Below are 18,034 nucleotides of genomic sequence, written 5' to 3'. Positions count from 1 at the left end.
ATACGTCAATGGTCAGACTGCTGTGGGGTCACACCGTCACGGCCAGCGCCGAACCTAGCGGATCACGAATACCCGGACTCGATCACCACGCATATAGAAGCGTCAACCAAGATCCGATGCCCCGACCGGGAGCCTCGCCGTGCTGTCTTACCCCGCCACGATTCCGTTGTCCAGCCGCACCCTCAACGACCTCGCGCATCGCATCCGCCAGCACCGCAACCAGCATCGATCCCGGTGGCGGCGCCTCGACCCAGGCCGGCAAGCGCTGCTCGCCCTGGCCCATCTGCGTAACGGCGACACCTATACCCGCCTCGCCGCAGGGTTCGAGATCGGTGTCGCGACCGCCTGGCGCTACGTCCAAGAAGTGATCGCCCTGCTCGCCGCAGCCACCGGCGATCTGGCCGCTGCGGCAGGGCGCATCCGGGCCCTCGCGTACGCGATCGATGACTGGTCCCCGAATGCTCGCTGCTGCACCCATGATGCGCCCCTTCCAAATTGATCAACTCCTTGTACGGTCCATCGATGCTGCTGCCCCGTGCAGCTGATATGGCTCAAGCCGGCCGCTGCGGTGCGAAGCCGATATGGCCGACTGCACTGCAGGAAGCGGCAGGCGACGCGACCATGCCGGTATGCGTCGGCAAGGTCGAGGCCCGGCAACACCAGACTGCGTGAAGATGCACCGCAGCTCGAACGCTGTGTGCTTGAACGCCGTGTGGTGGCCCGTCGCTTTGCAGGCCACCACACGGCATCGCAACCCCGGCGCATCCCAGCTACAGCAACGGATGCGGCTCGCCGGTGAGCGCAGCCAGCGCCCGCACGATCTCCTGCAGCGTCGCACGGACGTACGTCGCCGTCACGCCCGCAGAACCGCCGCCACCGGACGCGTGGCCGGCATAGGCACGCGCCACGGCATAACCGAAGCTCCGCTCCACATACGTCAGGGTCGTGTACCGCAACCAGTGCGCGGTGACCTGCTGCGTCGCCACCCACGGCAACTGCTCACCGAGCCGCGCCCACAGGTGGTCGTAGCGCCGGTCCGTGATCGGGCTGCCGTTGGCATACCGCAACAACTGCCCCGTGACCGGCGCCAGCCGCTCCACCGCATGCTGCTGCAGATATCCCATGAGTGTCGGTGACACCGGCTGCCAGCGCACGGTGCCGCCTTTCTCCCGCAATCTGATCAGGCACTGGTCCTGGTCCAGATCGACGGGGCGCAGCGCCACCGCACCACCGCGCCGGCAGGCGGTCTCGGTATGCAACCGCAGCAGCAGGCTGTCCAGGACCGGATCATTGCCGGTACTCGACGCTGCCGCATTGATCTGCGCGAGTTCCCCGTCGCTCAGCGCCCGCCGGGTACTCTCCAGCCGGCGCGGCTTGGCCACCCTGAGCGCGGGATTCCTCCCCTCCTCGATGTGCCCGTCCGCGATCGCCCGCCGGTAGATACATCGCAGCGCCGAGATGAAGTTCTCGGCGGCGCTGCGCCCGCCACGCGCGTTGCGGCGCACGACCACATTGGCTTTGATCAGCTCCGCCAGCTGTTCGACCTCTGACGCCTTGATCTCGTCGAGGCGCCGGTCGGGCCACGCCTCAACAATCCTGTTCCAGTAGCTGCTGTACGCCCGGCGGCTGCCCTCAGGCACCGCCTTCGCGACCACCGGGATGTACTCGGCGAAGGTCGGAGCCGGATCGCGCGCCACCAGACCCAGAAGATCCGCGGGCGACACACCGAGCCGATCCAGCAGCACCCGGGCCGCCTCAAGGTCCGCAACACCCGCGGGCGCTCGAAACGGTGACTGCGTCATCCTGCAGCACCGCCGAGCACCAGGCGATGGCGTTCAGTGATCATCGCGTCGACAGCGGCCGGCGGATGGATGACGATCCGCCGCTCGGCCGGATCCGCGGCAACGAACAACCGATCGGACGCCGCGATCGCGAAACGGCGACGGACCACCGCCGGGATGTACAGGTGACCCCGCCGGGTGATGCTGAAGATGCCGTGCGCGGTGCCCTCGACGAGCAGCAGGCCACCGTGCTCCTTGATGGCGTAGCGGGTTCCGGGCTCCCAGCCCATCGAACGAACGATGGTCTGGTCAGCGAGCCTGCCGTTGATGTCAATCGCCGGCAACGCGTACAGCGTGCTGCGGGTCCGCTCGTCCGCGAAGGTCGCCAGCGGCAGCGGCCCGCGGCTTGTCCTGCCGGGAATGGTCTGACTGTCCGCTGCTGGCCCGGGCGACGCAGGGATGAGGGCGGGCACGATGCTCGTCACGGACGGCACCGCCGTCCACCGGAACCAAGCATGGATGCTGGATCACCGTGTTCGAGCGCACTCGAACACGGGCACGTCATACAACGCACGGATGCTATGGGTTGGTGTCGAAGGGGGGACTTGAACCCCCACGCCCGATAAAGGGCACTAGCACCTCAAGCTAGCGCGTCTGCCATTCCGCCACTTCGACCGGCTGAACCATTGTGTTCGGTGTCCTTGCGGACCCCGTTCCCAACGGCCACGCGACACATTACACGGTCCTGGGAGATCTTGACGAATCGGGGGGTCCGGACACGCCGAGGCCCCGGCGCCTGGGGCGCCGGGGCCTGTTTGCCGGGGCGGTCGGAGGGGGGACCGGCCGCCCCGAGTCTGTGGTTGGAAGTGTTGTACCCGGGGTGGGGTGATCGATAAACGTGGTTCTCAGAGATCTTCTTCCCACGTTGTCCGGCGGGTCAGGGCGTCGCGGAGTTTGTCCATGACGCCCAGGGCCGGGTCGACCAGTTTGTTCAGGGGTGGGGTCGACGGCGTGCCGGGGTGGGGGCGGGTGGGGGCGGCGGAGCGGGCGATCTCCACGCGGTTGCCCAGGCGGACCAGTTCGTCGTCGGTGCAGTGGGTGCGCAGGGCCGGGAAGACGTCGGCCGTCGTGCGGTGGGTGTGGGAGCGGACCTGCTCGGCGACGGTGTGCAGGGCGGTCCGGTCGGCTGACGTGTGGAGGCGGCGCAGGGCGACCAGGAGCTCGGCGTCGGCGGCCAGTTCGCGCTCCACGACGTCGTGGGCGTCTGGCAGTACACCCTCAAATGCTGGATAGAGGTATTGCTCTTCCGCTGAGAGGTGTCGCGCCAGCGTCGCCACCAGGACCTCGGATGCGGCCGGCGAGGATTCGGCGCGGGTGCAGAGGCGGTCGAGCTGGCGGTGCTCCTCGTCGAGGAGGTCCAGCATGCTGCGGCCGGTGGCGTCGCCATCGATCGGCGGGAGGGGTGGCAACGGGAGTCCGCTCACGGGCTGGAGGTACCCGGGCGGCGGATTCTTGAAACTGGCGGTTACCCGCCAGTACGCTGACATGCACCTAGATCGATGGAAGGGGTCGCCATGTCACTGTCCTGGCGAGGGGCCGCCGCCCTCGCCGTGCTCACCGCCGCCGCCGTCACCGCCGCTCAGCTGGGGTTCGTCGCTCCGGCCGCCGCGGCTCCGGGTCCGCCACCCGGGTCCATCGCCTCCATGGGCGACTCGATCTCCCGCGGTTTCAATGCCTGTGGATGGTACGTCGACTGCCCGAGCCGATCCTTCAGCACTGGCACTGACACCGGCGTGAACAGCCACTACCTGCGGATCAAGGCCGTCAACGCGGCCATCAACGGCCACAACTACAACGACGCCGCATCCGGCGCCAAGGTCGCGGACATGCCCGGGCAGGCCGCGAGCGCGGTGAGCCAGGGGGCCGCGTACGTCACGATCCTCATCGGTGCGAACGACGCCTGCACGAGCTCGGAGTCGTCGATGACGAGCGTGGCCGCGTTCCGGGCGTCGCTCGACTCGGCGCTCGGGGCGTTGAAGGCGGGGCTGCCCGGCGCGAAGGTGCTGCTGATCAGCATTCCCGACCTGAAGCGGCTCTGGCAGGTGGGCAGCGGGAGTGCCTCCGCGCGTACCATATGGTCGGTTTTCGGGGTGTGTCAGTCGATGCTGGCCAACCCGTCCTCGACCGCCGCCGCGGACGTCGCCCGCCGGGACCGGGTGCGCCAGCGGGTCGTCGACTTCAACGGGCAGCTCGCCGCGGCGTGTGTCGCGTACGGGGCGAACTGCAAGTACGACGGCGGGGCCGTGTTCGGCTACCAGTTCACCCTTTCGCAGGTCTCGACCTGGGACTATTTCCACCCGAACGCCGCCGGGCAGGCGGCCCTCGCCTCGATCAGCTACGCCGCCGGCTTCGGCTGGTGAACCCTAGGGTGATCCGGCGGCGACGCACGGTAGTCTCCGCCGGACCATCCGGAAAACTGTCATCCCCGCCTGGTATGACTTCCTCATGGACGCCACCGACGAGGTCATCGAAATCTGCCGGGACCTGCTGCGCATCGACACCACGAACACCGGCGACCTCGACACGAGCGTCGGGGAGCGGGTCGCCGCCGAATACGTGGCTGAGAAGCTCGCCGAGGTCGGCTTCCAGCCCGAGATCCACGAGAGCGAGCCGGGGCGGGCCAGCGTCGTGGCGCGGTTCGAGGGGGAGGACCCGTCGCGCGACGCGCTGCTGATCCATGGTCATTTGGATGTGGTACCCGCCGATGCCTCCGAGTGGTCGGTCGACCCGTTCGGCGGGGAGATCAAGGACGGCTACCTGTGGGGCCGCGGCGCCGTCGACATGAAGGACTTCGACGCCATGGTGCTGGCGCTGGTCCGGCAGATGAAGCGAGAGGGGCGCAAACCCCCGCGTGACGTCGTGCTCGCGTTCGTCGCGGACGAGGAGGCGGGCAGCACCTATGGCGCGCAGTATCTGGTGGAGCACCACGCCCGGCACTTCGAGGGGGTCACGGAGGCGATCGGCGAGGTCGGCGGGTTTTCCGTCAGCGTCGGCGGTGACCAGCGGCTCTACCTGATCGAGACGGCCGAGAAGGGCATCGACTGGCTGCGCCTGCACGCCAAGGGGCGGCCCGGGCACGGCTCGATGATCAACGACGACAACGCGGTGACGGCCCTCGCGGAGGCGGTCGCCCGGGTCGGCACGCACCGGTTCCCGGTCGTGCTCACGCCGACGGTGCGGGCGTTCCTGGAGCAGGTCTCGCAGGTCCTCGGCATCGAGCTCGACCTCGACGACCCCGAGGCGGCGGTCGGCAAGATCGGGCCGATCGCGATGATCATCGGGGCGACGCTGCGCAACACCGCGAACCCGACGCGGCTCGCCGCCGGCTACAAGGACAACGTGATCCCGAGCCGGGCCTCGGCCACCATCGACTGCCGCACGCTGCCCGGGCAGTCGGAGCAGTTCGAGGCGGAGCTGCGGCGGATCGTCGGGCCGGACATCGAGCTGGAGTACATCCACCGGCAGCCCGCGATCGAGACCACGTTCGACGGTGACCTGGTCGCGGCGATGTCGGCGGCGCTGCGGGCCGAGGACCCGGGGGCGCTGGCGGTGCCGTACATGCTCAGCGGGGGCACCGACGCCAAGCAGTTCGCGAAGCTGGGGATCCGCTGCTTCGGCTTCTCGCCGGTGCGCCTGCCCGCCGACCTGAACTTCGGCGCGTTGTTCCACGGCATTGACGAGCGCATTCCGCTGGAGGGACTACAGTTCGGCGTGCGAGTTCTCGACCGGTTCCTGCAGCAGTCCTGATCGACCTGATCAGCCGTGACCCAGCCAGCGCTTCATCGATATCAGGGGGAGTCCCATCATGACCGACCGGCACGCGGAGCTTGAGGCCGCGCTCGAGCGCGTCATCGCGGCGGCCCGCGAGCATCTTGCCGCGGTCAAGGCGGCCAACGGGCGCGCCGACGACGACGAGGTGTGGCGCGCCTACGTGGAGCTCAACAACGCGTCAAACAGCTACGACGAGCTGCTGCTCGACGAGTTCGGCGAGGTCACGCCGTGGGACGTCGAGGCCATCGACCCCGAGGAGGCCGACCGCCAGTTCGGCGTCGGCATCGTCGACGGCACGGAGGCCGAGGACCCGCACCCGCGGGTGATCTCGGTCCGCCAGCGCCGCGACTACCGCATCCCGAGTGTCGGCGCCCTGCTGGCCGTGGCCGAGGCCGCCCGCCGGGCCAACCCGGGCGACGGCGACGGCGCGGCGGTCGAGACCGTGGGCGAGGCCGTGCTGGAGCTCATGCAGGCCGGCGACGGCTCGCTGGGCGCCCTGGACATCCCGGAGCTCGAGTCCCTCGACGGTGTGGTCATCGTGGCCGAGGTCGAGACGCCGCTGGACCCGGAGACCTACGAGGACAACGACGGCGTGGGGCCGTTCGCCCTGGCCGCGGGCGACCGGGTGGTCGACCGGCTGGACGAGCACGCGTTCGCCGACCTCGAGCTCGACGAGGAGCCGGAGGGTGACGGGGAGCCGGCCGCCACGGGTAAGGCTACCGCCGAGTAACACCGGCTCAACAAGCGCGGGCCTCGACCCCGGGACGGGTGAGTCGTCCCGGGGTCGTGGCTTGTCCTGCCGATCATGTCGGTGGTGATCGGTGCCGATGCGCCGGCGGTTCGTCGCGATCGGTTGACGGGTGCGCCGTGGCGAGACCTGCCGGAAACGCTGCGGCTTGGGGAAGACGTTGCAGGCACGAGTCCGGCGGTGGGCAGCGGGCGGCAGACGGAACCGGGTCCTTGGGTGGCGTAGGTTCGCGATGGCGGGCCCCTGGTGGACTGGACTGTCTGGGTTGAGCCCTCGGCCGTCGGGGCGTACCAGCATGCAGCCGGAGTCCAGGAACGGGGATCGGCGGCTTGGACGACGCCGGCGCGACGGTGGGTGCGTATGGCGATGAGGCGATCGGCCGGTCCCGTCGCGGGCTGAGCACGGAGATCCATCTCGCGTGGCGTCGTGAAGGACGGCCAACGGGCTGCGACCCGGTCCCGCTGCAACACTGCGACGTCCGGCCGGACAGGTAGGGCCGGGCTGGCCTCAGGTTCGGTCGCGGACGTCCCATACCCACACGTCGTCGACCTGCCGGCCCGGTCCGAACAGCTTGACCACGGTCTGGCGCAGGCCGTCCGGCCGGTGGCGGGGGTCAAGCACCAGGATGGCCGCCCTCCAGTAGCGGATGTCGTCCAGGGCGGCGGCGCGGTCCGCGTCGGTGACGGCCAACGCGGTCGGGCTGTATGCGGCCAGGTCGAGCAGGCGGGTCGTCGGGCGGGACGGCGGGCCCATCATGGCCCGGTGGTCGGCGTCGGGGCCGAGGAAGTAGCCGGCCGGAACGGCGAACTCGTGCAGGGCCGCCGCGCTCCAGCGCAGTCCGGCCAGGCCGGCGCCGTTGCTGGGCACCGGGAGCGGGACCACCGTGCGGCCGTCGGCTACGTACGCGTGCCAGCCGCCGGCGGTGATGAAGTGCGGGACCGGATCGATCGGCTGGACCGGGGTCGGGGTGGGGAAGAGCGGGACCAGTGTCAGGGCCAGCGCCAGGCGCACGTCCAGGATCATGTCGGCCGACGCCCGGTCCCAGCCCAGCGCCAGCAGTACGGCTATCGCGAGGGTGGAGATGTACACCAGCCGCGACGGCATCATCTGGCTCACGATCGGCAGCCCGTCGGGGATCAGGGCCCACGGGCCGTCGTGGGCCGTGAGCCGGCCGCCGACGCGCAGGCGCGGGCCCAGCGACAGGATGGCGAAGATCAGCCCGGTGACGGCGGCCGTGCGGGCCGGCAGCGACGGCCAGAGCACCAGCACCAGCACGGCGACGACGGCGACGGTGGTGATGCCGTACCAGCTGTTCTGCTCCGTCGCGCCGATCGTGGCCTCGGTCGCCCGCGCGCCGGCGACCGTGTTGTACGGGTACGTGACGAGCGCGTGCAGGTCCTCGCCCCACGAGTTGAACAGCGGGTTCGCGGTGTAGGTCTGCGGTCCGCGGAACTGCCACCACAGCGGATAGGCCAGCGGTACCGCAGCGACGCCCGCGGCCGTCGCGAGGCCCGCGGCGAACGGGCGCAGCGCGGCGGCGCCCGGCCGGGGACGCAGCACACCGGACACGGTCAGGGCGACGGCGCAGCCCAGCGCGAGGACGAGCAGCTGCTCCTCGTTGATGAAGACCTGGTAGGCCACGAGCAGCCCCAGCACGGGCCCGTCGCGCGTCCAGCGCCGCCCCGGCCGGCCGAGCCGGGCGACGTACAGGGCGATGAACGGCAGCAGGAAGTTCGACAGGAAGTTCGGCTGGCCCTCGGCGTGGTGGGCCGTTCCCGGCGCGAACCCGGCGAACCCGCCGCCCACCGCGGCGGCCACCGGTGAGGCGACCACGTGCCGGGACAGCACCCAGTATCCGGCGAACGCCGTCGCCGCCGGTGCGCCGCCCAGCCACAGCAGGTATGTGATGTGCGGACCGAGCAGCAGCGTCACCGGGGCCAGCGGCACCGTGACCCCGAGCACCGACGTGTTGGTCATCATGTTCACCCCGGCCGGCACGTTCTGCCGCATGGAGAACAGCGGATCGGTGGCGTGGCGCACGCAGTAGGCGCCGTGGGCGAGCAGCCACTCGAACCACACCTGATCGTCGGGCAGCTCCGCCGAGATCCGGCCCCGCACGTCGCCCCAGTAGCCGGCCAGCATGACCGCCGCCAGCCCGACGAACACGAGTGCGGCCGGCAGGTCGGTCCGAAGCCGTGCAGGGACGGCGAGTTTTCGCATGCCTCCTGTACTCGGCGGGCCGGCAAAAGGTTCCGCGGGCGGATGCCGATAATCGGCGGCGATCGGAGTCGGTTCTGGGGATACTTCGGCGGTGCTGTTGACGATCTCGACCACCCTGGAGCCGGCTACCGAGCTCGGGTTCCTGCTGCACAAGCACCCCGGGAAGGTGCAGGAGTTCGACGTGGCCGTCGGGCGGGCGCACGTGTTCTACCCGGAGGCGTCGCAAGGGCGGTGTACCGCGGCCCTGCTCGTCGAGGTCGACCCGGTGGGGCTCGTCCGGGGCCGGCGGGGGGTCGGCGCGGAAGGGTTCTCGCTCGCGCAGTACGTCAACGATCGGCCGTACGCGGCCTCGTCGATGCTCTCGGTGGCCATCGCGCGGGTGTTCAAGTCGGCGATGGCCGGGCGGTGTGATGCCCGGCCGGAGCTGGCCCGGCGGGCGCTGCCGCTGGAGATCACGGTGCCGGCGCTGCCCTGTGCGGGTGGCGCCGAGGTCGCGGAGCGGGTGTTCGGGCCGCTCGGGTGGGAGGTCGCGGCGGCGCCGGTGGCGCTCGATCCGCTGGTGCCGCAGTGGGGGGACTCGCGCTACGTCGACCTGACGCTGCGCGGGGAGGTGCGGCTGGCCGACGCGCTCAACCACCTGTACGTCCTGCTGCCGGTGCTCGACAACGCCAAGCACTACTGGGTGAGCATCGACGAGGTCGACAAGCTGATCCGGGCCGGGGACGGGTGGCTGGGGACGCACCCCGAGCGGGAGCTGATCACGCGGCGGTATCTGGCGCACCGGCGGGAGCTGGTGGCCACGGCGGTCGGGCGGCTCGCCGAGGTCGACGACACGGCGCCGGAGGAGCTGGACAACGCGGTGCCGCCCGAGGACGAGGCGCCGGTGCGGACCTCCCTGGCCGCGCAGCGGCTGGCCGCCGTGGTGGACGTGCTGCGGGAGGCGGGCGCGGCCCGGGTCGTCGACCTCGGGTGCGGCGAGGGAGCGCTGATCCGGGTGCTGCTCGACGATCCGGCGATGCGTGAGGTGCTCGGCGTGGACGTGTCGCACCGGGCGCTGCAGATCGCGGCGCGGCGCCTGCGGCTGGAGCGCATGGGGGATCGGCGGCGGGAGCGGGTACACCTGCTGCAGTCGTCGTTGACCTATCGCGACGATCGGCTCGCCGGATTCGATGCCGCGGTGCTGATGGAGGTGATCGAGCACCTCGATCCGCCGCGCCTGCCGGCGCTGGAGCACGTGGTGTTCGGGCTGGCGCGTCCGTCCACTGTGGTCGTCACGACGCCGAACGTGGAGTACAACAGCCGCTTTGCCGGTCTCGAGCCGGGGCGGATGCGCCATCGCGACCATCGGTTCGAGTGGAGCCGGTCCGAGTTCCGGGCGTGGGCGGACCGCGTCGCCGACGGGCACGGCTACCGGGTGCGGTATCGGCCCGTCGGGGCGCAGGACCCCGAGGCCGGGCCGCCGACGCAGATGGCCGTGTTCAGCCTGGCCGCACCCGAGGAGGGCACGCCGTGACCGATCTGGTGATCCCGCAGCTCAGCCTGGTGGCGCTCATCGGCGCGTCCGGGTCGGGGAAGTCGACGTTCGCGGGCCGGCACTTCGGGCCCTACGAGGTGATCTCCAGCGACTTCTGCCGTGGGCTGGTCAGCGGCGACGAGAACGACCAGGCGGCCACCAGCGACGCCTTCGACGTCCTGTACTACATCGCGGGCAAGCGCCTGGCCGCCGGGCGCCTCACCGTCGTCGACGCGACGAACGTGCAGCCCGAGGCCCGCCGCAAGCTCGTCGAGCTCGCCCGGGCCCACGACGTGCTGCCCGTCGCGATCGTCCTCGACCTGCCCGAGAAGCTGTGCCTGGAGCGCAACGCGGCCCGGCCCGACCGGGCGTTCGGCGCTCACGTGGTGCGCCGCCAGCGCGAGCAGCTGCGCCGATCCCTGCGCGGCCTGGCCCGGGAGGGCTTCCGCAAGACCCACGTCCTGCGCAGCGCCGAGGAGGTCGACGCCGCGCACATCGTGCGGGAGCGGCTGCCCAACGACTTCCGGCACGAGACCGGCCCGTTCGACGTCATCGGCGACGTGCACGGCTGCCGCGCCGAGCTCGAGTCGCTCCTGGACAAGCTCGGCTACGCCATCGCCCGCGACGGTACCGGCCGGGCCGTCGACGCGGCCCACCCCGCGGGGCGCACGGCGGTGTTCGTCGGCGACCTCGTCGACCGCGGACCCGACTCGCCCGGCGTGCTGCGCCTGGTGATGGGCATGGTCACCGCCGGGCACGCCCTCGCCGTGCCCGGCAACCACGAGAACAAGCTGGTGCGGGCGCTGTCCGGGCGCAACGTCCAGGTCACCCACGGCCTCGCCGAGACACTCGAGCAGCTGGCCGGGGAGACCGACGAGTTCCGCAAGCAGGTCGAGGTGTTCGCCCGCGACCTCGTCTCGCACCTCGTCCTGGACGGCGGGCGGCTGGTCGTCGCGCACGCCGGGCTGCCGGAGGCGTACCACGGGCGGGCGTCGGCCCGGGTGCGCGGCTTCGCCCTCTACGGCGACACGACGGGCGAGACCGACGAGTTCGGGCTGCCGGTGCGCTACCCGTGGGCGAACGACTACCGCGGCGCCGCAACCGTCCTCTATGGACACACGCCGGTGCCCGCGCCGGAGTGGGTCAACAACACCCTGTGCCTGGACACCGGGTGCGTCTTCGGAGGGCGGCTGACGGCGCTGCGCTACCCCGAGAAGGAGGTCGTGTCCGTCGACGCCGAACGGGTCTGGTACGCGCCGGTGAAGCCGTTCCCGGCGGTCGCGCAGCGGCTCCCCGACGTCCTGGACATCACCGACGTGCTCGGCAAGCGGATCGTCGAGACCCGCCACCTCGGCCGGGTCACCGTCGGCGAGGACAACGCGGCCGGGGCGCTGGAGGTGATGAGCCGGTTCGCGATCGACCCGGGGCGGCTGCTGTACCTGCCGCCGACCATGGCCCCGTGCGCGACCTCGGCCCGGCCGGACCGGCTGGAGCACCCGGCGGAGGCGTTCGCCGCGTACCGCAGCGACGGCGTGAGCGAGGTGATCTGCGAGGAGAAGCACATGGGCTCCCGCGCCGTCGCGCTCGTCCGCCGCGACGAGGGCGGTGCGCTGTACACCCGGACCGGCCGCCCGTTCTTCGCCCCCGCGCTCACCGCGTCGCTGCTCGACCGGCTGCGCGCCGCGATCGCCGCGGCCGGGCTCTGGGACGAGCTCGGCACCGGCTGGCTGCTGCTCGACTGCGAGCTGCTGCCGTGGTCGGCCAAGGCCGGGGAGCTGCTGCGCGGCCAGTACGCCGCGGTCGGTGCGGCCGCCCGGGCGGCACTGCCCGCCGCGGTCGCCGCGCTCGAGACCGCGCAGGCCGCCGGCCTCGACGTGGCGGCCCTGCTGGAGCGCACGTCGGCCCGGGCCGACAACGCCAGAGCATTTACCGACGCCTATCGGGTGTACTGCTGGCCGACCGACGGGCTCGAAGGGGTACAACTGGCGCCGTTCCAGGTTCTGGCCAGTGAAGGGTCGACGTATCACGACCGGGATCACGGCTGGCATCTGGCGATCGCCGACCGGCTGGTCGAGGCGGCGCCGGAGCTGATCCGCACCACCCGGCGCCTCGTCGTCGACACCACCGACCCGCAGTCGTCGGCGGCGGGCGCGGCGTGGTGGGAGGAGCTGACCGCGGCCGGCGGCGAGGGCATGGTCGTGAAGCCCCTCGCCAACCTCGTCCGCGGCCGCCACGGCCCGGTGCAGCCGGGGATCAAGGTGCGCGGGCGCGAGTACCTGCGGATCATCTACGGCCCCGACTACACCGAACCGGCCAACCTGGAGCGGCTGCGGCAGCGCAGCCTGGGGCGCAAGCGGTCCCTCGCGCTGCGCGAATACGCGCTGGGCCTCGAGGCCCTCGAACGCGCGGCGGCCGGCGAGCCGCTGTGGCGCATCCACGAGCCGGTGTTCGCCGTGCTCGCCCTCGAGTCGGAGCCGGTCGACCCGCGCCTGTGACCCGCCGGCCCGGTGCGGCCCGGTGCGGCCGCGGTTCAATCGTGACGGGTCGTATTGGTGACGGCGCTCACCGTGGTGGCGGGTTACGGTCCCGGCATGACAGCAGCCGACATCGCCCGCGCCCTGCGACCACTGCTCGGTGACCGTCTGCTCCGGCCGGACGACGACGGCTACGACGGTGCGCGGCGGGTGTGGAACGCGGCCGTGACAAGCCGGCCGGCGGCGGTCGCGCGGTGCCGGGACGCGGCCGAGGTCGCCGCGGTCGTGCGGGCCGCGCGGGAGGCGCGGCAGCCGCTGTCCGTGCGGGCCGGCGGGCACGACTGGGCCGGGCGCGCGGTCCGCGACGGCGGTGTCGTCGTCGACCTCACCGGGATGCGCGCGGTGACTGTCGACGCCGCCGCGGGCGTGGCCGTGGTGGCGGGCGGGGCGACGGGCGCTGACCTGCTGGCGGCCGCGCAGCCGCACGGCCTGGCCGCCGTCACCGGGGTCGAGCCGGGTGTCGGGATGGCCGGGTTCACCACCGGCGGCGGCTACGGGCCCCTCATCGGCCGCTGCGGGCTCGGCGCCGACAACCTGCTGTCGGCCGAGGTGGTGCTGGCCGACGGGTCCATCGTCACGGCCGGCCCGGACGGCGACGCCGAGCTGTGGTGGGCGCTGCGCGGCGGCGGCGGCAACTTCGGCGTCGTCACGTCGATGCAGATCAGGCTCCAGCCAGTTGCGCTGGTGCTCGCCGGCATCCTCATGTTCCCGATCGCCGAGGCCGCCGCGGTCCTCGACGGCTACGCCGGAATCGTCGCCGACGCCCCCGACGAGCTGACGGTGATGACCGGGTTCCTGCCCGGGCCGCACGGGCCGACGGTGTTCCTGTGCCCGGTCTGGTGCGGCGACGACCTCGCGGCCGGGGAGCGGCACGTGGGCCGGCTGCGCGCGCTCGGGCACCCGTTCGTCGACCAGGTCGGCCCCATGCCGGTGGCGGCGGCGGTCGGGATGTTCGCCGGCAACGCCGTGGCGGGCAACCACTACCTGCTGCGCAGCACCTGGGTGCCCGACCTGGCGGGCGTCGCCGCCGAGGCCCTCGCGGCCGGGGCGGCGGCCGTGTCGTCGCCGTACTCGGTGCTGTTCGTCAGCCGGCTGCACGGGGCCGCGGCCCGGGTCGACCCGGCGGCGACGGCGTTCGCGCACCGCCGCCCGCACCAGGTGATCGAGATGATCGCGGTGTGGGCGCCCGACGACCCGGCACCGCAGCGGCACCGGGAATGGGCCGAGGCCACCGCCGAGGCCCTTGCCCCGGTCGCGCTGCCGGGGGCGTATCCGAACCAGGTCGGGCCGGACGAGGACGAGCGGGCCCGGGCATCGTTCGGGGTGAACCTCGCACGAGTGCTGGCGGCCAAGCGGCAATACGATCCGGCCGGGATTTTTTCGGCAATTCCCGGACTGTTGTAGCGGGTACTTTTCCGTACAGCGAGCCGGCTCCGGATGGTGACGTGTGGGCATGACTCATGCGATTGTGCTCGGGGCTGGGATCTCCGGGCTGCTGGCGGCGCGGGCACTCAGCGAGGGATTCGACCGGGTCTCGGTGTTCGACCGGGACGATCTGGCCGGGAGCGGGCCGCGCAAAGGGGTGCCGCAGGGACGGCACGCCCACGCGATGCTGGCCAAGGGGCTGGAGGTGCTCGAGGAGCTGTTTCCCGGGCTGACCGGGGAGCTCACCGCGGCCGGGGCGGTGCCTGTCGACATTCACGGGGACTTCGCCTGGCACAACGGGCCCAACCCGATGGCCCGGGCGCGGTCCGGCCTCACGGTGCTGTGCCTGAGCCGGCCGGCGCTGGAGGACTATCTGCGCGGGCGGGTGGCGAAACTGCCGGGCGTCGAGGTCCACGGCGGGCGGGTCGCGACGGGGCTGCTGACGAACGCCGACCGCAGCGTCGTGACCGGGGCGCGCATCGACGACGAGCACATCACCGCCGATCTCGTCGTCGACGCGACCGGCCGGGGGAACCGGGCACCGGCCTGGCTCGCCGGGCTGGGGTACGCGGTGCCGGTCGAGGAGTCGGTGCACGCCGGGATCGTGTACGCCACGCGGGAGTTCGAGCGTGGGGGAGTACACCCGCCATCGCTCGGGGTCTTGACCGGCATGTCACCCGCATTCCCCTTCGGGGTCGCGCTGCTGCCCCAGGAGGGCGACCGCTGGATCATGACGTTGTGCGGGCTCGCGGGCGACGCACCGCCGATCGACGCCGAGGGGTTCGCGGCCTACGCCACCCGGCTCGGCATCGCCGACGTCGCCGACGTGGTGTTCGGGGCGCGGCCGGTCACCGAGCCGCGGGCGTTCCGGGTGCCGGCCAGCGTCAGGCGCCGCTTCGAGCGCCTCGAACGGCATCCCCGCGGGTTCCTGGCGTTCGGCGATGCGCTCTGCGCATTCAACCCGATCTACGGGCAGGGCATGACGGTGGCGGCCCAGGAGGCGTTGGTACTGCGCAACGTCACCGACCCCGCGAAGTTCTACGCGGCCGCGGCCAAGGTGATCGACACGCCCTGGGAGATGGCGGTCGGCGGGGACCTGGCCTTTCCGTCGGTGCCCGGCCGGCGGACGCTGAAGGTGCGCGTCCTCAACCGGTACCTCGCCCGGGTCCTGCGGGCCGCCGAGCACCATCCGGAGGTCGCGCTCGCCTTCCACCGCGTGGTGAACCTGGTCGCGCCGCCCGGGCACCTCTTCAGCGCACCCGTGCTCCGGCGGGTATTGCATTGAGCCAATGTAACCTATTCACTGACATATATGCTGTCACGAGTGTTGCCGACCGCTGCGGCGGCGACCATCGCACTGCTCGCCGCGACCGGTGCGGCCGCGCACGCCGCACCGGCCTTCACCCCCGGGGCGCCCGGCGCCGGTGACCCGGCCCTGCCCACCTACGGCAACGGCGGCTTCGACGTCGCTCACTACGACCTGGACGTGCGGTATCAGCCGGCGACCGACGAGCTCACCGCCGCCCACGCCACCATCCGGGCCACCGCCACGCAGGACCTGTCCCGCTTCGACCTCGACCTCATCGGCCTCACCGTCGATGCGGTCCGGGTCGACGGGCGGCCGGCGACCTGGACCCGCGACGGCTGGGAGCTCGTCGTCACCCCGCCGCGCGGCCTGCGGCAGGGCCGCCCGTTCACCGTCGACGTCACCTACCACGGCGTCCCGAAGGGCTGGTCAATCCCCGACGACTCGGGGGAGCACCCGCCCACGCAGTTCGGCTTCGTCCCCACCGACGACGGCGCGATCGTGCTGGGGGAGCCGGAGTCGGCGATGACGTGGTACCCGTCGAGCGACCACCCCGCCGACAAGGCCACGTTCGCGGTCGCGGTCACCGTCCCCGACGGCCTGGCCGCGATGAGCGTCGGGCTCCCGCTCGGCCACACCACCCGCTCCGGCTGGACGACGTGGCGCTGGGCGAGCCGGCACCCGTCGGTCACCTACGCCACCACGATCGCGATCGGCCGCTGGCGCATCGACTCGCACCTGCACCACGGCCGCCCGACGATCATCGCGGTCGACGCCGCGCTCGGGCCGCAGTACGACGCCCCGGTCGCCCGCACCGACGAGATCATCGACTACTTCGAAACCCTCTTCGGCCCGTACCCGTTCGAGTCCGCGGGCGCGATCGTCGAGCGGCAGCCGGGCCTGCTCGCCGCCCTCGAGACGCAGACCCGGCCGATCTACCCGAGCAACCGCTTCGAGGACACCAACGCCAAGTACGCGGTGGAGACGGTCGCCCACGAGACCGCGCACCAGTGGTTCGGCGACAGCGTCTCCATCGACTTCTGGTACGACCTGTGGCTCAACGAGGGCTTCGCCACCTACGCGTCGTGGCTCTGGGACGAGCACGACGGCTTCCGGACGGTCCGCGAGCAGTTCAACCGTTTCTACGACTACCCGCTCGACTTCCCGTTCTGGACGCCGGCGCCGTACGACCCGACCGACGGCGACGCGATCAAGTCGTCGAACTACTACCGGGGCGCGATGGCGCTGCACGCGCTGCGCGAGCGGGTCGGCGATCGGGTGTTCTTCGCGCTCCTGCGCACGTGGGCGGCGCAGCACCGCGACGGCAACGCCTCCACCGAACAGTTCATCGCCCTCGCGTCCCGGCTGTCCGGGCAGGACGTCCGGCCGCTGCTGCTGGCCTGGCTGTCCGGCCCGGTCAAGCCCGTCAACCCCGACCCGCTTCCTATCGCGTGAAGCAACCGATTGGTTGCTATAGTTCTGGGCATGACGATCGGAGAACTGCCCGCGGTGGTGTCGCGCGAGGAGTGGCTGGCCGCCCGCCGGGAGCTGCTGATCCGGGAGAAGGAGCTGACCCGGGCCCGGGACCGGCTCAACGCGGACCGGCGGCGGCTGCCGATGGTCCGGGTCGAGCAGGACTACGCGTTCGAAGGGCCCGCCGGCCCGGTGGGCCTCGCCGACCTCTTCGACGGCCGGCCGCAGCTGGTGGTGCACCACTTCATGTTCGCCCCGGACTGGGACGCGGCCTGCGCCAGCTGCTCCTCGGCGGCCGAGGGGATCGCCGGGCTGCGGCGCCTGCACATCCGCAACACCACGCTCGTCGCCGTGTCCCGGGCCCCGTACCCGAAGATCGCCGCGTTCCGGGAGCGGATGGGCGGGACGTTCCCGTGGTACTCCTCGTTCGGCGGCGACTTCAACTACGACTTCCACGCCACGCTTGACGACCGGGTCGCCCCGGTCATGCTGCACTTCCGCGACGCGGGCGAGCTCAACGTCCCCTGGACCGGCGGCCCGTGGACGACGAGCCTGCGCGGCACGGAGATGCCGGGCCTGAGCACGTTTCTGCGCACCGATGAGGGCATCTTCCACACGTACAGCACGTATGGCCGCGGGCTCGAAGAGTTCCACAACGGCAATCCGTACCTCGACCTGACCGTCCTGGGCCGCCAGGAGCCCTGGGAGGAGCCGAAGGGCCGCGCCACCCCGCTCGGTTTGCACGTCGGCGGCCCGGCCATGCGCCTGCCCGACGGGCCCGAACGTCCGTGACGGCCGGCCGATCCGGGGTATTCCCAGGTCATGACCACCGACACATACGCGCAGTTCAAGGACGCCGTCAACATGACCGCCGCCGAGCTCGACCGCTGGCTGCGGACCGACGAGTCGAAGGACGTGGGCCAGAAGACCGACAGCGGCGGCGGCGAGTCGGTCGGCCACGACAGCGGCCGGCGCATCGTCAAGCTCCTGCACACGAAGAAGTCCGACCTCACCGACGCCGACGAGGCCCACATGCGCAAGGTCGTCGGCTACGTCCACCGCCACCTGGCCCAGCGCCCCTCCGGCGACGTCCGCGACACGAAGTGGCGGTACTCCCTGATGAACTGGGGCCACGACCCGCTCAAGCACTGACCGGCGGTGCACGTGATTGCGGCGCCATGGACGCGCGGAGCTTGAACTGGC

14 protein-coding genes, 1 tRNA gene and 1 pseudogene are annotated in these 18,034 nt (G+C 71.8%); 11 read left to right on the top strand and 5 right to left on the bottom strand.

Features of this window, described 5'->3' with window-relative positions:
* Positions 1-139 precede the first annotated feature (139 nt).
* Positions 140-448, top strand: a pseudogene (locus Dvina_RS37330) (helix-turn-helix domain-containing protein); the annotation flags it as partial.
* Between the two features lie 322 nt (positions 449-770).
* On the opposite strand, the gene Dvina_RS37325 reads toward Dvina_RS37330, so the two are convergent.
* The 4 genes from Dvina_RS37325 to Dvina_RS37310 form a co-directional block, all read right to left on the bottom strand.
* The gene (locus Dvina_RS37325; RefSeq protein ID WP_223094216.1) at positions 771-1,802 is read right to left on the bottom strand and encodes a tyrosine-type recombinase/integrase; all 1,032 of its coding nucleotides are present in this window, start codon (positions 1,800-1,802) and stop codon (positions 771-773) included.
* Positions 1,799-2,266: an AbrB/MazE/SpoVT family DNA-binding domain-containing protein gene (locus tag Dvina_RS37320; protein WP_223094214.1), complete on the bottom strand. Its 468-nt coding sequence runs from the start codon at positions 2,264-2,266 to the stop codon at positions 1,799-1,801. The genes Dvina_RS37325 and Dvina_RS37320 overlap by 4 nt, the downstream gene beginning before the upstream one ends.
* A 102-nt stretch (positions 2,267-2,368) precedes the next feature.
* Positions 2,369-2,456: transfer RNA gene (locus Dvina_RS37315), tRNA-Leu, on the bottom strand.
* 230 nt (positions 2,457-2,686) lie between these two features.
* Complete coding sequence (locus Dvina_RS37310; RefSeq protein WP_246655573.1) at positions 2,687-3,265, bottom strand: hemerythrin domain-containing protein; 579 nt, start codon at positions 3,263-3,265, stop codon at positions 2,687-2,689.
* Between the two features lie 90 nt (positions 3,266-3,355).
* Here Dvina_RS37310 and Dvina_RS37305 point away from each other — a divergent pair, with 90 nt between their 5' ends.
* From Dvina_RS37305 to Dvina_RS37295, 3 genes are all read left to right on the top strand, one after another.
* Positions 3,356-4,201: an SGNH/GDSL hydrolase family protein gene (locus tag Dvina_RS37305; protein WP_223094210.1), complete on the top strand. Its 846-nt coding sequence runs from the start codon at positions 3,356-3,358 to the stop codon at positions 4,199-4,201.
* Positions 4,202-4,286: 85 nt separating this feature from the next.
* Entirely contained in the window at positions 4,287-5,588 is a 1,302-nt protein-coding gene (locus tag Dvina_RS37300) for a M20/M25/M40 family metallo-hydrolase (protein WP_223094208.1), read from the top strand.
* 58 nt (positions 5,589-5,646) lie between these two features.
* Positions 5,647-6,342 (top strand): hypothetical protein, encoded by a 696-nt coding sequence (locus tag Dvina_RS37295; protein ID WP_223094206.1) that lies wholly within the window; start codon positions 5,647-5,649, stop codon positions 6,340-6,342.
* A 525-nt stretch (positions 6,343-6,867) separates the two neighbouring features.
* Here the strand turns inward: Dvina_RS37295 and Dvina_RS37290 are convergent.
* On the bottom strand, positions 6,868-8,580 hold the full coding sequence (locus Dvina_RS37290; protein ID WP_246655572.1) for a hypothetical protein: 1,713 nt from the start codon (positions 8,578-8,580) through the stop codon (positions 6,868-6,870).
* 91 nt (positions 8,581-8,671) lie between these two features.
* Here Dvina_RS37290 and Dvina_RS37285 point away from each other — a divergent pair, with 91 nt between their 5' ends.
* The 7 genes from Dvina_RS37285 (at position 8,672) to Dvina_RS37255 (ending at position 17,983) form a co-directional block, all read left to right on the top strand.
* The gene (locus Dvina_RS37285) at positions 8,672-10,093 is read left to right on the top strand and encodes a 3' terminal RNA ribose 2'-O-methyltransferase Hen1 (RefSeq protein ID WP_223094202.1); all 1,422 of its coding nucleotides are present in this window, start codon (positions 8,672-8,674) and stop codon (positions 10,091-10,093) included.
* On the top strand, positions 10,090-12,588 hold the full coding sequence (locus Dvina_RS37280) for a polynucleotide kinase-phosphatase (RefSeq protein WP_223094200.1): 2,499 nt from the start codon (positions 10,090-10,092) through the stop codon (positions 12,586-12,588). Before Dvina_RS37285 ends, Dvina_RS37280 begins: the two co-directional genes overlap by 4 nt.
* Positions 12,589-12,684: 96 nt before the next feature.
* Positions 12,685-14,031 carry an FAD-binding oxidoreductase gene (locus tag Dvina_RS37275; protein ID WP_223094198.1) on the top strand — a complete coding sequence of 449 codons (1,347 nt, stop codon included), beginning with the start codon at positions 12,685-12,687 and terminating at the stop codon, positions 14,029-14,031.
* 49 nt (positions 14,032-14,080) lie between these two features.
* Complete coding sequence (locus Dvina_RS37270) at positions 14,081-15,337, top strand: FAD-dependent oxidoreductase (RefSeq protein ID WP_223094196.1); 1,257 nt, start codon at positions 14,081-14,083, stop codon at positions 15,335-15,337.
* 39 nt (positions 15,338-15,376) lie between these two features.
* A complete protein-coding gene (locus Dvina_RS37265; RefSeq protein ID WP_246655571.1) occupies positions 15,377-16,813 on the top strand; it encodes a M1 family metallopeptidase in 1,437 nt (478 codons plus the stop codon).
* Positions 16,814-16,843: 30 nt separating this feature from the next.
* A complete protein-coding gene (locus tag Dvina_RS37260) occupies positions 16,844-17,623 on the top strand; it encodes a DUF899 domain-containing protein (RefSeq protein ID WP_223094192.1) in 780 nt (259 codons plus the stop codon).
* A gap of 30 nt (positions 17,624-17,653) precedes the next feature.
* Positions 17,654-17,983, top strand: coding sequence for a DUF3140 domain-containing protein (locus tag Dvina_RS37255; protein ID WP_223094190.1), 330 nt, complete (start codon positions 17,654-17,656; stop codon positions 17,981-17,983).
* Positions 17,984-18,034 lie beyond the last annotated feature (51 nt).

The sequence above is a fragment of the Dactylosporangium vinaceum genome (assembly GCF_019904175.1).
Taxonomy (GTDB): domain Bacteria; phylum Actinomycetota; class Actinomycetes; order Mycobacteriales; family Micromonosporaceae; genus Dactylosporangium; species Dactylosporangium vinaceum.
The sequence above is the reverse complement of the archived record's forward strand: the minus strand, read 5'-3'. Positions and strand labels throughout refer to the sequence as shown.

What these genes read in the sequence shown, in the direction of transcription:
- Dvina_RS37255 (WP_223094190.1), top strand. Translation starts at nt 17,654, where the DNA reads ATGACCACCGACACATACGCGCAGTTCAAGGACGCCGTCAACATGACC.
- Dvina_RS37275 (WP_223094198.1), top strand. Translation starts at nt 12,685, where the DNA reads ATGACAGCAGCCGACATCGCCCGCGCCCTGCGACCACTGCTCGGTGAC.
- Dvina_RS37325 (WP_223094216.1), bottom strand. Translation starts at nt 1,802, where the DNA reads ATGACGCAGTCACCGTTTCGAGCGCCCGCGGGTGTTGCGGACCTTGAG.
- Dvina_RS37260 (WP_223094192.1), top strand. Translation starts at nt 16,844, where the DNA reads ATGACGATCGGAGAACTGCCCGCGGTGGTGTCGCGCGAGGAGTGGCTG.
- Dvina_RS37295 (WP_223094206.1), top strand. Translation starts at nt 5,647, where the DNA reads ATGACCGACCGGCACGCGGAGCTTGAGGCCGCGCTCGAGCGCGTCATC.
- Dvina_RS37305 (WP_223094210.1), top strand. Translation starts at nt 3,356, where the DNA reads ATGTCACTGTCCTGGCGAGGGGCCGCCGCCCTCGCCGTGCTCACCGCC.
- Dvina_RS37290 (WP_246655572.1), bottom strand. Translation starts at nt 8,580, where the DNA reads ATGCGAAAACTCGCCGTCCCTGCACGGCTTCGGACCGACCTGCCGGCC.
- Dvina_RS37300 (WP_223094208.1), top strand. Translation starts at nt 4,287, where the DNA reads ATGGACGCCACCGACGAGGTCATCGAAATCTGCCGGGACCTGCTGCGC.
- Dvina_RS37270 (WP_223094196.1), top strand. Translation starts at nt 14,081, where the DNA reads ATGACTCATGCGATTGTGCTCGGGGCTGGGATCTCCGGGCTGCTGGCG.